At 70.6% G+C, this 14,959-nt stretch carries 10 protein-coding genes; 9 read left to right on the top strand and 1 reads right to left on the bottom strand.

Annotated features, from left to right (window positions below):
- The first annotated feature begins 6 nt into the window (after window positions 1-6).
- From JR065_RS00255 to JR065_RS00275, 5 genes are all read left to right on the top strand, one after another.
- A complete protein-coding gene (locus JR065_RS00255; RefSeq protein WP_206231309.1) occupies window positions 7-909 on the top strand; it encodes a GNAT family N-acetyltransferase in 903 nt (300 codons plus the stop codon).
- Between the two features lie 171 nt (window positions 910-1,080).
- Window positions 1,081-3,906, top strand: a complete 2,826-nt coding sequence (locus tag JR065_RS00260) for a 2-oxoglutarate dehydrogenase E1 component (RefSeq protein ID WP_206231310.1) — start codon at window positions 1,081-1,083, stop codon at window positions 3,904-3,906.
- Between the two features lie 43 nt (window positions 3,907-3,949).
- Window positions 3,950-5,170, top strand: a complete 1,221-nt coding sequence (sucB, locus tag JR065_RS00265) for a dihydrolipoyllysine-residue succinyltransferase (protein WP_206231311.1) — start codon at window positions 3,950-3,952, stop codon at window positions 5,168-5,170.
- A 137-nt stretch (window positions 5,171-5,307) separates the two neighbouring features.
- Window positions 5,308-6,747 carry a dihydrolipoyl dehydrogenase gene (gene lpdA, locus JR065_RS00270; protein ID WP_206231312.1) on the top strand — a complete coding sequence of 480 codons (1,440 nt, stop codon included), beginning with the start codon at window positions 5,308-5,310 and terminating at the stop codon, window positions 6,745-6,747.
- Between the two features lie 145 nt (window positions 6,748-6,892).
- Window positions 6,893-7,486: a TIGR00730 family Rossman fold protein gene (locus tag JR065_RS00275; protein ID WP_206231313.1), complete on the top strand. Its 594-nt coding sequence runs from the start codon at window positions 6,893-6,895 to the stop codon at window positions 7,484-7,486.
- A gap of 166 nt (window positions 7,487-7,652) precedes the next feature.
- Here the strand turns inward: JR065_RS00275 and JR065_RS00280 are convergent, their stop codons facing one another.
- Window positions 7,653-10,562, bottom strand: a complete 2,910-nt coding sequence (locus tag JR065_RS00280) for an EAL domain-containing protein (protein WP_206231314.1) — start codon at window positions 10,560-10,562, stop codon at window positions 7,653-7,655.
- Window positions 10,563-10,784: 222 nt separating this feature from the next.
- On the opposite strand from JR065_RS00280, the gene JR065_RS00285 reads away from it, so the two are divergent.
- The 4 genes from JR065_RS00285 (at window position 10,785) to JR065_RS00300 (ending at window position 14,902) form a co-directional block, all read left to right on the top strand.
- Window positions 10,785-11,339 carry an RNA polymerase sigma factor gene (locus tag JR065_RS00285; RefSeq protein WP_206231618.1) on the top strand — a complete coding sequence of 185 codons (555 nt, stop codon included), beginning with the start codon at window positions 10,785-10,787 and terminating at the stop codon, window positions 11,337-11,339.
- On the top strand, window positions 11,336-12,424 hold the full coding sequence (locus JR065_RS00290; protein WP_206231315.1) for a hypothetical protein: 1,089 nt from the start codon (window positions 11,336-11,338) through the stop codon (window positions 12,422-12,424). Before JR065_RS00285 ends, JR065_RS00290 begins: the two co-directional genes overlap by 4 nt.
- A gap of 121 nt (window positions 12,425-12,545) precedes the next feature.
- On the top strand, window positions 12,546-13,139 hold the full coding sequence (locus JR065_RS00295) for an IMPACT family protein (RefSeq protein WP_206231316.1): 594 nt from the start codon (window positions 12,546-12,548) through the stop codon (window positions 13,137-13,139).
- The gene (locus JR065_RS00300) at window positions 13,136-14,902 is read left to right on the top strand and encodes an ABC transporter transmembrane domain-containing protein (RefSeq protein ID WP_206231317.1); all 1,767 of its coding nucleotides are present in this window, start codon (window positions 13,136-13,138) and stop codon (window positions 14,900-14,902) included. Before JR065_RS00295 ends, JR065_RS00300 begins: the two co-directional genes overlap by 4 nt.
- The last annotated feature ends 57 nt before the right edge of the window (window positions 14,903-14,959 follow it).

Consider the following 14,959-nt stretch of genomic DNA (forward strand, 5'->3'; position numbering starts at 1 on the left):
AGAACCATGGCCCCTCCCGGCTTCCGCATCGAGCAGCTCGACTACGCCGTCCACGCGGCCGAGCTGCGCGCGTTGCGCGAGTCGGCCGCGGCGCAAGCGCCGGCGACCGAACCGACCTGGGATGCGCTGGACCCGCTGAGCCACCACCTGCTCGCCCGCGCCGACGACGGCCAGCCAATCGGCAGCGCGCGGCTGAGCCCGGAGCACCGGATCGAGCGCCTGGCGGTGCTGGCGCCGTGGCGCGGGCGAGGGGTCGGCGCGGCGCTGTTGCGCGCGCTGGTCGACGAGGCGCGGCAGCGGCGCTGGCCGCGGCTGGGCCTGGACGCACCCGCCGCCGCGGTGGACTTCTTCGCCCGCCTGGGCTTCCTGCCGACCGCGCCGTGCCCGGGCGACGCCGGCCCGGCGCTGCAGCCGATGCAGCGCGCGCTGGACGGCGCCGCGGCGGTGGACGACGCGGCCACGGCCGTGGCCGCCAGCGCCGCGCTGGTGGCGCATGCGCGCCGCCAGCTGCTGATCTACAGCCGCGCGCTGGACCCGGGCCTGCTGGATACCGCGCAGGTGCTCGAGCAGTTGCGGCGTCTGGCGGTGGCCACGCACGACAAGCAGGTGCGGGTGCTGCTGCACGACGCGGCCGCGCCGCAACGCGCCGGCGCGCCGCTGCTGGCGCTGGCGCAACGCCTGCCGAGCGTGTTCCGCTTCCGCCAGGTGGTCGATCCGGTCGACCAGGGCTATGCCGCCGCGTACCTGGTCAACGACAGCGGCGGCTACTACTTCCGTGCGCTGGGTCACCGTTACGACGGCGAGACCGATCTGGCCGGCCCGGGCCGCGCGCGCCAGCTGCGCGAGGCGTTCGAGCGCGTGTGGGAGCGTTCGCGCGATTGCGCCGAGCTGCGCGCGCTGGGCTGGTAGCGCGGCGCCGATGTCGTCGTTTCATGAACCCGCCGGACCGGAAATGTCCGAAATGCACCCCCGGCTGTCTCATGGGGGTATAATTTTTTCGCTTGATTACGCCCGCGCAGGCCTGTGTGTCAGCCGGTTCCTATCGCAAGCCAACCCACAAAGCGACCCGACCCCACCATCGTGGACAATCTACTAAAGCAGTTTGCGCAGTCATCGCAACTCGCCGGCGGCAATGCCGCCTATATCGAAGACCTGTACGAGCAGTACCTGGTCTCTCCCGACAGCATCGACCCCAAGTGGAAAACCTACTTCGACGGCTTCCAGGGCCGCGATGCCGGTGACGTCCCCCACTCCGCGGTCATCGCCCACATCGCCAGCGCCGCGCGCCAGGCCGCCAACAGCGGCACCAGCCCCGGCGGCGACGAGCGCGAGCGCCATGTCGGCCGCCTGATCACCGCCTACCGCTCGCGTGGCCACCTCGGCGCGCGGCTGGATCCACTGGGGCTGACCCCGCCGGTCAATCCGCCGGATCTGGGCCTGCCGTTCCACAGCCTGTCGGAAAGCGACCTGGGCAGCGAGTTCAGCACCGGCGGCCTCGGCGGCCAGCCGCGGATGAAGCTGCGCGACCTGCTGGCGCGGCTGAAGGCGACCTACACCGGGTCGATCGGCGCCGAGTTCATGCACATCTCCGAGTTCGAGCAGCGCCAGTGGATCTACCAGCGCCTGGAGAGCGCCGGCGGCAACATCGCCGGCGACACCGACAGCCGCCGCCGCACCCTGGAGCGGATCACCGCCGCCGAGGGCCTGGAGCGCTACCTGCACACCAAGTACGTCGGCCAGAAGCGCTTCTCGCTGGAAGGCGGCGACTCGCTGATCCCGATGCTGGACGTGATGGTGCGCCGCGCCGGCGCCGATGCGGTCAAGGACATCGTGGTCGGCATGGCCCACCGCGGCCGCCTCAACGTGCTGGTCAACACGCTGGGCAAGAACCCGCGCAAGCTGTTCGACGAGTTCGAAGGCAAGTTCGAGCACGCCCACGACGACCGCGCGCATACCGGCGACGTCAAGTACCACATGGGCTTCTCCGCCGACGTGGCGGTGGCCGACGGCAAGTCGGTGCACCTGGCGCTGGCGTTCAACCCCTCGCACCTGGAAATCGTCGACCCGGTCGTGGTCGGCAGCGTGCGCTCGCGCCAGGAACGCTACGGCGACGCCGAGCGCAAGACGGTGCTGCCGGTGGTGATCCACGGCGACGCCGCCTTCGCCGGCCAGGGCGTGGTGATGGAGCTGTTCCAGATGTCGCAGGCGCGCGGCTTCGCGGTCGGCGGCACCCTGCACATCGTGGTCAACAACCAGATCGGCTTCACCACCAGCGCACGCGACGACGCCCGCTCCACGCTGTACTGCACCGACGTGGCCAAGATGATCGGCGCGCCGGTGTTCCACGTGAACGGCGACGACCCGGACGCGGTGGCGTTCGTGGCCAACCTGGCCTACGACTTCCGCCAGCAGTTCAAGAAGGACGTGGTCATCGACCTGGTCTGCTACCGCCGCTGGGGCCACAACGAGGCCGACGAGCCGGCCGCGACCCAGCCGGTGATGTACCAGACCATCCGCAAGCACAAGACCACCCGCGAACTGTACGCCGCGCAGCTGGAGAGCGAGGGCGTGCTGCAGGCAGGCCAGGCGCAGGCGCTGGTCGACAGCTACCGCAACAAGCTCGACTCGGGCGAGTACACCACCGAACTGGCCACGCGCAAGGCCGACGAGTTCGCGATCGACTGGTCCAAGTACCTGTCGGGCAAGCTCGCCGACAAGGTCGACACCCGGGTCAAGCGCAAGACGCTGGACCAGCTGGCCAAGATCATCACCACGATCCCCAGCGGCGTGGAGCTGCATGCGCGCGTGGCCAAGATCTACGAGGACCGGGTCAAGATGGCCGCCGGCGAGCTGCCGGCCGACTGGGGCTTCGCCGAGAACCTGGCCTACGCCACCCTGCTCGGCGAGGGCCACAAGCTGCGCCTGGTCGGCCAGGACGCCGGCCGCGGCACCTTCTTCCACCGCCACGCGATCCTGCACGACCAGAAGACCGACAGCTATTACCTGCCGCTGCGCCAGCTGGTCGAGAACCCGGAAGACGCCACCGTGATCGACTCGCTGCTCAGCGAGGAAGCGGTGATGGGCTTCGAGTACGGCTATTCGACCACCGATCCCAATGCGCTGTGCATCTGGGAAGCGCAGTTCGGCGACTTCGCCAACGGCGCGCAGGTGGTGATCGACCAGTTCATCGCCGCCGGCGAAGCCAAGTGGGGACGCATCAGCGGCCTGTCGCTGTTCCTGCCGCACGGCTACGAGGGCCAGGGCCCGGAGCACAGCTCCGCGCGCCTGGAGCGCTTCCTGCAGCTGTGCGCGCTGGAGAACATGCTGGTCTGCGTGCCGACCACGCCGGCGCAGTGCTTCCACATGATCCGCCGGCAGATGTGCATGACCACGCGCAAGCCGCTGGTGGTGATGACGCCCAAGTCGCTGCTGCGCCACAAGCTGGCGGTGTCCACGCTGGAGGAGCTGGCCGACGGCGAGTTCCAGCACCTGATCCCGGACGCGAAGGCCGACCCGAAGAAGGTGAAGCGCGTGGTGGCGTGCTCGGGCAAGGTCTATTACGACCTGCTCGAGGACCAGACCAAGCGCGGCCAGGACGACGTGGCCATCCTGCGCGTGGAACAGCTGTACCCGTTCCCGCGCGAGCTGCTGGCCGCCGAGCTCAAGCGCTACAGCAACGCCACCGACCTGGTCTGGTGCCAGGAAGAGCCGCAGAACCAGGGCGCCTGGTACCAGATCAAGCACCATCTGCAGGCTTGCCTGGGCGAGGCGCAGAGCCTGCACTACGCCGGCCGCCCGCGTTCGCCGTCTCCCGCCGCCGGCCATTTCGCCGAGCACGTGGAAGAACAGCTGAAGCTGGTCGCCGACGCGCTGCTCAACCCGTTCAACGACCAAGTCGCTGAATAACCATTTCACCCTTCCAAAAAAGACCCCACTAGGACGCCCCTGCATGGCCACCGAAGTCAAAGTTCCGGTACTGCCCGAATCCGTATCCGACGCCACCATCGCCACCTGGCACAAGAAGGCCGGCGACGCGGTCAAGCGCGACGAGAACCTGGTGGACCTGGAGACCGACAAGGTCGTGCTGGAAGTGCCCTCGCCGGTCGATGGCGTGCTGAAGGAGATCAAGTTCGAGGCCGGCGCCACGGTGACCAGCTCGCAGCTGCTGGCGATCATCGACGAAGGCGCGACCGCCGCCGCGGCTCCGGCCGAGGCGCAGGCCAAGGTCGCCGACGCGCCCACGCCGGAGGCGCCCAAGGCCGCCGCCGCCGAAGCGCCGAAGGCGACCAAGGCCGAGGCGCCGAAGGCGTCCGGCGACGTCTCCACCCTGCCTCCCGGCGCGCGCTTCGCGGCGATCACCGAAGGCGTGGACCCGGCCCAGGTCGACGGCACCGGCCGCCGCGGCGCGGTGACCAAGGAAGACATCCTCAACTATGCCAAGAACGGCGGCGCCGGCAAGGCCGCCGGCGCGCGTCCGGAAGAGCGCGTGGCGATGACCCGCGTGCGCAAGCGCATCGCCGAGCGGCTGATGCAGTCGAAGAACTCGACCGCGATGCTGACCACCTTCAACGAGGTCAACCTGGCCAAGGTCTCGGCCGCGCGCAAGGAGCTGCAGGACGAGTTCCAGAAGGCGCACGGCATCAAGCTCGGCTTCATGAGCTTCTTCGTCAAGGCCGCGGCCAACGCGCTGCAGCGCTTCCCGCTGGTCAACGCCTCGATCGACGGCGAGGACATCATCTATCACGGCTACAGCGACATCTCGATCGCGGTGTCGACCGAGAAGGGCCTGGTCACGCCGGTGCTGCGCAACGTCGAGCGCCAGTCCTTCGCCGACATCGAGAAGGGCATCGCCGACTACGCCAAGAAGGCGCGCGACGGCAAGCTGAGCCTGGAGGAACTGCAGGGCGGCACCTTCACCGTGACCAACGGCGGCACCTTCGGCTCGCTGCTGTCGACCCCGATCATCAACCCGCCGCAGAGCGCGATCCTGGGCATGCACGCGATCAAGGAGCGTCCGATCGCCGAGAACGGCCAGGTCGTGATCGCGCCGATGATGTTCCTGGCGCTGTCCTACGACCACCGCATCATCGACGGCAAGGACTCGGTGCAGTTCCTGGTCGACATCAAGAACCAGCTGGAAAACCCGGGCCGGATGCTGTTCGGGCTGTAATCCAGCTGCCGGGACTCGGGACTCGGGACCCGGGACCCGGCAATGCAGATCAAGCAGGACTCGGGACACGCAGGCGATTGCTTGCGAGTCCCGAGTCCCGAGTCCCGAGTCCCGCAAAAGCACAGGACTCCTGCAACATGTCAGAACAAAATTTCGACGTCGTCGTCATCGGTGCCGGTCCGGCCGGTTATCACGCTGCAATCCGCGCCGCCCAGCTGGGCCTGAAGACCGCCTGCATCGATGCGGCGCTGGGCAAGGACGGCAAGCCGGCGCTGGGCGGCACCTGCCTGCGCGTGGGCTGCATCCCGTCCAAGGCGCTGCTGGATTCCTCGCGCCAGTTCTGGAACATGGGCCACCTGTTCAGCGAGCACGGCATCAGCTTCAAGGACGCCAAGATCGACGTCGAGGCGATGGTCGGGCGCAAGGACAAGATCGTCAAACAGTTCACCGGCGGCATCGCGATGCTGTTCAAGGCGAACAAGATCACCCCGTTCTACGGTTTTGGCGAACTGCAGCCAGGCAACGTGGTCAAGGTCAAGCAGCACGACGGCAGCGAGGTCGAGCTCAAGGGCACCAACGTCATCATCGCCGCCGGTTCGGATTCGATCGAACTGCCGTTCGCCAAGTTCGACGGCGACACCATCGTCGACAACGTCGGCGCGCTGGACTTCACCGAGGTGCCCAAGCGCCTGGCGGTGATCGGCGCCGGCGTGATCGGCCTGGAACTGGGCAGCGTGTGGAAGCGCCTGGGCGCCGAGGTCACCATCCTCGAGGCGCTGCCGGACTTCCTGGCCGCGGCCGATGCCGAAGTGGCCAAGGCCGCGCTGAAGGAATTCAAGAAGCAGGGCCTGGACATCCAGCTCGGCGCCAAGGTCAGCAAGACCGAGGTCGCCGGCAAGGGCAAGAAGAAGGAAGTCGTCGTCACCTATACCGACGGCGAAGGCGAGAAGAGCCTGACCGTGGACAAGCTGCTGGTGGCCGTGGGCCGCCGCGCCGCCACCAAGGGCCTGCTGGCCGAAGGCACCGGCGTGAAGGTCAACGAGCGCGGCCAGATCGAGGTCGATGAGCATTGCCACACCGGCGTCGACGGCGTGTGGGCGGTCGGCGACTGCGTGCGCGGGCCGATGCTGGCGCACAAGGGCTTCGAGGAAGGCATCGCGGTCGCCGAGCTGATCGCAGGCCTGCCCGGCCACGTCAACTTCGACACCATCCCGTGGGTGATCTACACCGAGCCGGAGATCGCCTGGGTCGGCAAGACCGAGCAACAGCTCAAGGCCGAAGGCGTGCCGTACAAGACCGGCAGCTTCCCGTTCGCCGCCATCGGCCGCGCCGTGGCGATGGGCGAGCCGGCCGGCTTCGTCAAGGTCATCGCGCATGCCGAGACCGACCGCGTGCTCGGCCTGCACCTGGTCGGCGTCGGCGTCTCCGAGCTGGTCCACGAAGGCGTGCTGGCCATGGAGTTCAACGGCTCGGCCGACGACCTGGCGCGCATCTGCCATGCCCACCCGACCCTGTCCGAGGCGATCCACGACGCCGCGATGGCGGTGAGCAAGCGGGCGATCCACAAGGCCAATTGATGCGGCCGGGACTCGGGACCAGGGACTCGGGACTCGTGCAGAGCCCAGCCCACTGACGAACGCCGGGCCTCGCCCGGCGTTCTGTTTTCCGAGTCCCGAGTCCCGAGTCCCCAAAAATCATCCTACCTCTCGAACTTCCAAGTCCATGAAAAGCATCTGCGTCTACTGCGGCTCCAATGCCGGCAACAAACCCGCCTACGTCGAGCGCGCGACCGAGCTGGGCACGCGCATCGCCGAGCAGGGCCTGCGCCTGGTCTACGGCGGCGGCAACGTCGGCCTGATGGGCACCGTGGCCAACGCAGTGCTCGCCGCCGGCGGCCAGGTCACCGGCGTGATCCCCAAGCAACTGGCCGACTGGGAAGTCGCGCACCGCGGGCTGACGGAACTGGAGATCGTCGGCTCAATGCACGAGCGCAAGTCGCGCATGTTCGACCTGTCCGACGGCTTCGTCGCCCTGCCCGGCGGCTTCGGCACGATGGAGGAGATCTTCGAGATGCTCACCTGGCGCCAGCTGGGCATCGGCAACAAGCCGTGCGCGTTCCTCGACGTGGAGGAGTTCTATGCGCCGCTGATCGGCATGATCGATCGCATGGTCGACGAGCGTTTCCTGCACCCGGCCCAGCGCGCCGACCTGTGGTACGGCAGCGACATCGACACGATGCTGGCGTGGATGCGCGACTACACGCCGGCGCAGGCGTCGAAGTGGATCGACGAAAAGCGCCGCAACGCGTTGCGCTGAAGACTCGCCCGCTCCCGCCCAGCGGCACTCCCAAAGGCGCATGGCGATGCCACGGCATCTGCGGCGCCTTGTTGTTCGCAGTGCGCATCGACGCGCAGCGCCGCAACGCGCCGCACTGACGCCTCCCCACCGCGCGGCGGCGCGTGGCAGCGCGAGCGCACTTCCATCAATCGCGAGGCGCCGGCCGCCCTAGCAGATAGCCCTGGCCGTAGTCGCAGCCCAGCTCGCGCAGCGTGGCCAGTTGTCGTTCGGTCTCGATGCCCTCGCCGATCGTCTCGATCCCGAGCGTGCCGGCCAGCGCGAGGATGCCGTGGACCAGGGCCTGGCTGCCCGCGCCGCCGTCGCCGTGCAGGCCGGCGACGAAGCTCTGGTCGATCTTCAGCGCCGAGATCGGGAACCGGTGCAGGTACGACAGCGCCGAGAACCCGGTGCCGAAATCGTCGAGTTGGATCAGCACGCCGCGGTCGCGCAGTTTCTCCAGGATCGACAGGGTGCTCGGCGCGTCGTCGAGCAGCGCCACCTCGGTGATCTCCACCCGCAGCCGGTGCGGATCGGCGCCGGCGTCCTCGATCAGCCCGAACAGGCGCTCGGCGAACCCCGGCGAACGGAAATGCCGCGGCGACACGTTGACCGAGACGTAGCCGCTGCCGCCGTCGCTGGCCAGGCGCCGGATCACCTGCGCGTACAGCAGCCAGTCGACCTGCTCGATCAGGCCGCTGTCCTCGCCCAGGTCGATGAACTGGCTCGGCAGCAGCAGCCCGCGGCTTTCATGGCGCCAGCGCAACAGCGCCTCGTGGCCGACCACCTGACCGTCGGCCAGGCGCACGATCGGCTGGTAGAACGGCTGGAAGTCGCCGTTGTTGATCGCCCGGCGCAGGTCCGCCTCCAGGTCCAGGCTGCGCAGCGCCGCTTCGCGCATCGCCTCGTCGAACACCGCGCAGCGGTCCTGGGTCTGCGCCTTGGCGCGGTACATCGCCGCATCGGCGTCGCGCAGCAGTTCCTCGCCGCTGCGATAGCGCGGATGCCAGGCGGCGATGCCCAGGCTGCCGGACGGGAACAGCTCGCGTCCGGCCACCCACATCGGCTGACCGAGCGCGGCCAGCACCCGCTCGGCCAGTTCGCGCACGCCGTCCAGCCCGTCCTGGCACGGCACCAGCATCGCGAACTCGTCGCCGCCCAGCCGCGCGACCACGTCGCCGGCGCGCATCGTCGACACGATGCGCTGGGCCACCTCCACCAGCATCTGGTCGCCGGCGGCATGGCCGATGCTGTCGTTGACCAGCTTGAACCGGTCCAGGTCCAGGAACAGCACCGCGAACGCCATGCCGTCGCCGTCGCGTGCGCGCTGGATCGCCTCGCCGAGGCGGTCGAGCAGATGCGCGCGGTTCGGCAGGCCGGTCAGCGCGTCGTGCAGCGCCTGGTGGGTGAGCCGCTGCTCGGCGCGCCAGCGCTCGGCGATCTGCGACAGCAACTGCTGGTTGACTTCGGCCAGCTCGCCGGTGCGCTCGGCCACCCGCCGTTCCAGCTCGGCGTGCGCCAGCCGCAGCCGTTCCTGCGCGCGCTGCCGCGCCAGCCCGCCGCCGACGTTGTGCGCGACGAAGTTCAGCAGGCGCTGGTCGTCCTCGGTGAAGCGCACGTCCGCCGAATAGCTCTGCACCACGATCGCCCCGACCACCTCGCCTTCGTCGAACAGCGGCACGCCCAGCCAGCTCTGCGCATGCGCGCCGAACTCCTGCGCCTGGCGCGAATCGACCAGCTGGTCGATGCCGGCGCGGTCCAGCAGCAGCGGACGGCGCATGCGCACCACGTGCTCGGTGAGCCCGTTGCTGAGCCGCCGCGCCGGGCGGTCCGGGCTGTATTCGTCGACCGAGTAGGCGAACTCCAGCATCTTGCCGCCGTCGGACAGCAGCGCGATGTACAGGTTGCGCGCCTCGATCAGGCCGCCGACGATGGCGTGCACCTCGGCGTAGAACTGCTGCAGGCTTTCGGAGCGGATCGCCAGCTCGGCGATGCGGAACAGGGCGCGCTGCAGGGTCTCGGCGCGCTTGCGCTCGACGATCTCCTCCTGCAGGTCGTGGTTGGCGCGCTGCAGTTCCTGCGTGCGCAGCTGCAGCTCCTGGGTGCGCTGCTGCACGCGCCGCTCCAGCCGCACCTGCGCGTGGCGGCGGTCCATCGCGGTCAGCACGTGCTGGGCGACGTAGGCCAACAGGGCGCGGTCGGCGTCGGTATAGCGGATCGCGCGATCGTAGTTCTGCACCACGATCGCGCCGCAGACGCGGCCTTCGCGCAGCATCGGCACGCCCAGCCAGTCCTTGCTTTCCGGGCCGCGCTGCGGGTCGTAGTGCACGCCGAGCCGCGCGCGCACCTGCTCGGACGGGCCGCGCACCGCCCGGCCGTGGCGCAGCAGCGCGAAGGTCAGGCTGTTGGGCATCTCGTGCAGGCGGTAGCGGCGCTGCGGGTCGGCGACGAAGTCGTCCTGCTGGTCGGCGAAATACAGGAAGCGCATGCTCTGCCGGTCTTCCTCGCATTCGACGATGTAGCAGTTCTCCGCATACATCAGCGTGTCCAGCGTGGCGTGGATGCGTTGCAGCATCTGGCCCATTTCCAGGTCGGCGCCGGCCAGGTCGGCGATCTCGTACAGCGCCTGCTGCAGCTGCTTGGATTTTTCCAGGCCTTCGATGCGCGCGCGCAGCCGCGCCGCGTCCAGGATCGCGCCGCCGAACGCGGCGGCCGCCGCGCACCACGCCGCGCGCTCGACGGCCGGCAGCGGCCGCGGCACGGTCGCCACGGCCGCCACCCGCATGCCGCCCGGAAGGTCCTGCAGGTGCAGCAAGGTGTCCGGCGCCGGCGGCGGCGGCGCCGCGACGGCGAGCGAGTCCTCGGCCAGCGCGCGCAGCCGTGCGCTGGCGCCGGGACTGGCGCTGCACAGGCGGCCGATCGCATCGTCGCAGCAGGCGATGGCCACCTCGCTGCCCGCCGGCAGCAGCCCGCGCAGGGCCAGGACGATGCGATCCGGCGCGGAACCGGTGGCGTCGAGCGGCTCCTCGGGGGCGATCGCGGTCGGCTTGAACAACATCGAAAACCACTCCTGACTGATGCCGGACGTACCCGGCACCTCCCCCGGCCGCCAGCATACCTGCCCGTGAACGCGCCTACATGCGCCAAACCCCGTTGCCCGCGCCCGTGCGTTCAACCGCACATGTCCCTCGCCCACGACACCCGCGCCGACGCCGGCACGGCCGGCCGCGCCCGGCCGCCGCGCTATGCGCCGGGCGCGCGAACGCTTAGGCTTGCCGCCGTGGACGTCCTGGTCGAAGCGAGCGATGAAGCCCTGATGCTGGCCTATGCGGGCGGCGACGCGGGCGCGTTCGAGACCCTGTACGCGCGCCATCGGCGCCGCCTGTACCACTACCTGCTGCGGCAGCTGCGCGACGTCGCGCTGGCCGAGGAGATGTTCCAGGACGTGTGGCAGCGGGTCATCGCCGCGCGCCAGGGCTGGCAACCGGACGCGGCGTTCAGCACCTGGCTGCTGCGCATCGCCCACAATCGGCTCGGCGATCACTGGCGCGCCGCCAAGCACCGCCCGGCGGCGCCGGCCGACGCCGAGCAGCGCACCGCCAGCGTGGCCGACCCCGATACGCCGGAGCGCCAGCTGTCGGCATTCGAACAACGGCGCCAGCTGCAACTGGCGCTGGACGAACTGCCGGAGGAACAACGCGAAGTGCTGCTGCTGCGCCTGGAACAGGAACTGAGCCTGGAGGAGATCGGCCGGATCACCGGCGTCGGCCGCGAAACGGTGAAGTCGCGGCTGCGCTATGCAATGGACAAGCTGCGCACGAGGCTTGGCGGATGAACGAACACGAGCCGCTGACGCCGGAGGAACGCGCGCTGGCCGAGCGCCTGCGCCTGGGCCCGCAGGCGGCGCCGTCGCCGGCGCTGGACGCGGCGGTGCTGGCGGCCGCGCGTGCGGCGGTAGCCAGCGATGGCGGCGGCGTGCGCGCCGGCGTGCCGTACGCGGCACCGCCGGCCGCGAGCGCGACCCCGCCTCCCGATGTTCCCGTTGCGCGCCAAGCGCCGCGGCTGCCTGGCGTGCGCCGCTGGTCGGCGGCGATGGGCGTGGCCGCGTCGTTGGCGCTGGCGATCGGCATCGCCTGGCAATTGCGTCCGCTGCCGCCGTCGATACCGCACGCCGCGCCGGTGCCGGCCGAGGACGCTGCCGCGGAAGAACCCGGCGATTTCGGCAGCGCACCCGCGGCCTCGGCATCGGCGGCCGCCACCGATGCGGCGCCGGCGGCGCGAGCGGCACCCGCGCCCGAAAGGGCGCCCCCCGCCGCCGAGTCCCGTCAAGCCCGGGCAGAGACGTTGCATGAGCCGGTCGCCGCGCCACCGTCGCCGATGAAGGTCCTGTCGCCGCCGAAACCGACGCCGTTGCCCGCGCCGGCGGTCGAGGCCCCGCCGGCGGCGGCGCCGCAGGCGTTTCCCGAGCCCGCATCGGCGGCCGGCGGCGCAGAGCGTGGCGAGCAGTACGCGACGCAGCCGCGCGAGCGCGATGCGATCAGCGCGCAGGCCACGCCGGCGCCCGTGTTGCAACGCCGGCAGGCGCCGAAGTCGGCGCCTGCGCCCGCCAGCGCCGACGCGCCACGAGGCGCGCTCGCCGAAGCGCAGGGCGATCTTTCGGCGGCACCGCCACCGCCGCCTGCCGCGCCGGCTTCGGCAGCGGCGCCTACCGTGCTCGCCGCCGACGCCGCCGCGAGCGCCGCCGCCCATGCCGCGGCCGACGCCGATGCGCGGCTGCCGCCGCGGCAATGGCTGGCGCGCATCCGCCAGCAACGCGACGCCGGCGAGTACGACGCCGCGCGCGCCAGCCTGCGGCTGTTCCGGCAACACCATCCGCAGGTCCGCATTCCCCGCGACCTGCGCGCACTGCTGGACGACTGACGCGGCCGGCGGCTTGCGCGCCACCCTTTTCGTCCGCGCCGTTGCGCATGCAGCGCGCACGCGACGGTCAGCGGCGCGGTGGCGGAGGGACGGCGCAGCGGCGTCGTCTAGAATGGCGCCGATGCCCGATACGCTCGCCCATCCCGTCAGCCATGGCGTGGAGATCAAGCACAGCCGTTTCCTCGCCCAGGCCGCGCCGATCGCCGAGGCGTCGGCCGCGCTGGCGTTCGTGCAGCAGGTCGAAGTGGCCGATGCCACCCACAACTGCTGGGCGTACCGGCACGGCGACGACTACCGTTCCAGCGACGACGGCGAGCCGTCAGGCACCGCCGGCCGCCCTATCCTGGCGGCGATCGACGGCCAGGGCTTCGATCGCGTGGTGGTGGTGGTCACGCGCTGGTACGGCGGCATCAAGCTGGGCGCCGGCGGCCTGGTCCGCGCCTACGGCGGCACCGCCGCCGAATGCCTGCGCGCCGCGCCGCGGCAACCGCTGCTGGCGTGGAGCACGCTGCAGTTGGACTGCGGCTTCGACGACCTGGGCCTGGTACATGCGGCGCTGCATGCGTACGCGGCGGAGAAACTCGGCGAACGCTTCGATGCCGACGGCGCGCAGCTGACCGTGAGATTGCCGCGCGATCAAGCCGACGCCTTGAAAAGCCGGCTGCGCGACGCCACCCGAAACAGGGTCCGCTTCTCGGAAACCTCCCCCGCATGAACGATCGCCCGGCCGATTCGGCCAAGTCGCTGCGCAAGCTCGGCAGCCTGCGCACCTTGTGGCCGTTCGTGCAACGCCAGCGCGGCCTGTTCGGCGCGTGGCTGGTCGCGCTGGCGGTATCGTCGACCGCCACGCTGAGCCTGCCGCTGGCGGTGCGGCAGATGATCGACCACGGCTTCTCCGACGGCGGCCGGATCAACCAGTCGTTCGCGTTGCTGTTCGCGGTCGCGGTGGTGCTGGCCCTGGCCACGGCCACGCGCTACTACTTCGTCTCGCTGCTCGGCGAAAAGGTCGTCGCCGACCTGCGCGCGCGCCTGTACGCGCACCTGATCGGGCTCGACGCCGGCTTCCACGACCGCAACCGCAGCGGCGAACTGGTCTCGCGCCTGTCCGCCGACAGCGAACTGCTGCGCGGCGTGATCGGCAGCACGATGTCGGTGGCGCTGCGCAGCACGGTCACCGTGATCGGCAGCGTGGTGATGCTGTTCGTCACCAGCCCGCACCTGGCGGCGTACGCGCTGCTCGGCATTCCGCTGGCGGTGCTGCCGATCGTGCTCGGCGCGCGCCGGCTGCAGAAGATCTCGCGCGCCAGCCAGGACCGCGTCGCCGACGCCAATACGCTGGCCGCCGAGACCCTGGGCGCGGTGCGCACGGTGCAGGCGCACGCGCGCGAGCCGTACGAGCGCGGCCGCTTCGGCGAAGCGCTGGCGGTATCGGTGGATACCGCGCGGCGCCGCGTGCGCGCGCAGGCGATCGTCACCGCCGCGGCGATCGTGCTGGTGTTCGGCGCGATCGTGCTGGTGCTGTGGTCCGGCGCGCACGAAGTGGCCAGCGGGCAGATGAGCGCCGGCGCGCTGGGCCAGTTCGTGCTGTACGCGATGTTCGGCGGCGGCTCGATCGCCTCGCTGGCCGAGGTATGGAACGACCTGCAGCGTGCGGCCGGCGGCATGGGCCGCATTGCCGAGTTGCTGCAGGAACGTCCCGACGTGGTGGCGCCGGCGCAACCGCGCGCGCTGCCGCAGCCGCTGCGCGGCGAGGTGCATTTCGACCAAGTGGTGTTCCGCTATCCGCAGCGCCCCGGACACCCGGCGCTGGACGGCTTCGACCTGCACATCCGTCCTGGCGAGACCGTGGCGCTGGTCGGCCCGTCCGGCGCGGGCAAGAGCACCGTGCTGTCGCTGCTGCTGCGCTTCCACGATCCGCAAGCCGGCGCGGTGCGCGTGGACGACGCCGACCTGCGCGAGTTGGACCCGGCGCAGCTGCGCCAGCAGATCGGTCTGGTGCCGCAGCAGCCGACGCTGTTCGCCGCCAGCGCCGCCGACAACATCCGCTACGGCCGCCTGGACGCCAGCGATGCCGAGGTCGAGGCGGCCGCGCGCGCCGCCGAGGCCGGCGACTTCATCGCCCAGCTGCCGCAGGGCTACGCCAGCGAACTGGGCGAACGCGGCGCGCGCCTGTCCGGCGGCCAGCAGCAGCGCATCGCCATCGCCCGCGCGCTGTTGAAGGACGCGCCGATCCTGCTGCTGGACGAGGCCACCAGCGCGCTGGACGCGCAGAGCGAACGCGCGGTGCAGCAGGCGCTGGACCGGCTGATGGCCGGGCGCACCACGCTGGTGATCGCACACCGCCTTGCGACGGTGCTGAAGGCCGACCGCATCGTGGTGATGGACCAGGGCCGCATCGTCGCCCAGGGCACCCATGCCGAGCTGCTGGCGCAGGGCGGCCTGTACGCGGAACTGGCGCGCCTGCAGTTCATCGACTGACCACACTGCGCTAACGCCGCGGCGACTAGGTTCGGCGATGCCGCCCATGCGGCCGCG

Origin of the sequence: Xanthomonas sp. (genome assembly GCF_017163755.1) — a bacterium.
Classification (GTDB): domain Bacteria; phylum Pseudomonadota; class Gammaproteobacteria; order Xanthomonadales; family Xanthomonadaceae; genus Xanthomonas_A.

Coding starts and splice junctions, on each gene's coding strand:
- JR065_RS00255 (WP_206231309.1), top strand. CDS start 7: ATGGCCCCTCCCGGCTTCCGCATCGAGCAGCTCGACTACGCCGTCCAC.
- sucB (WP_206231311.1), top strand. CDS start 3,950: ATGGCCACCGAAGTCAAAGTTCCGGTACTGCCCGAATCCGTATCCGAC.
- lpdA (WP_206231312.1), top strand. CDS start 5,308: ATGTCAGAACAAAATTTCGACGTCGTCGTCATCGGTGCCGGTCCGGCC.
- JR065_RS00275 (WP_206231313.1), top strand. CDS start 6,893: ATGAAAAGCATCTGCGTCTACTGCGGCTCCAATGCCGGCAACAAACCC.
- JR065_RS00280 (WP_206231314.1), bottom strand. CDS start 10,562: ATGTTGTTCAAGCCGACCGCGATCGCCCCCGAGGAGCCGCTCGACGCC.
- JR065_RS00290 (WP_206231315.1), top strand. CDS start 11,336: ATGAACGAACACGAGCCGCTGACGCCGGAGGAACGCGCGCTGGCCGAG.
- JR065_RS00295 (WP_206231316.1), top strand. CDS start 12,546: ATGCCCGATACGCTCGCCCATCCCGTCAGCCATGGCGTGGAGATCAAG.
- JR065_RS00300 (WP_206231317.1), top strand. CDS start 13,136: ATGAACGATCGCCCGGCCGATTCGGCCAAGTCGCTGCGCAAGCTCGGC.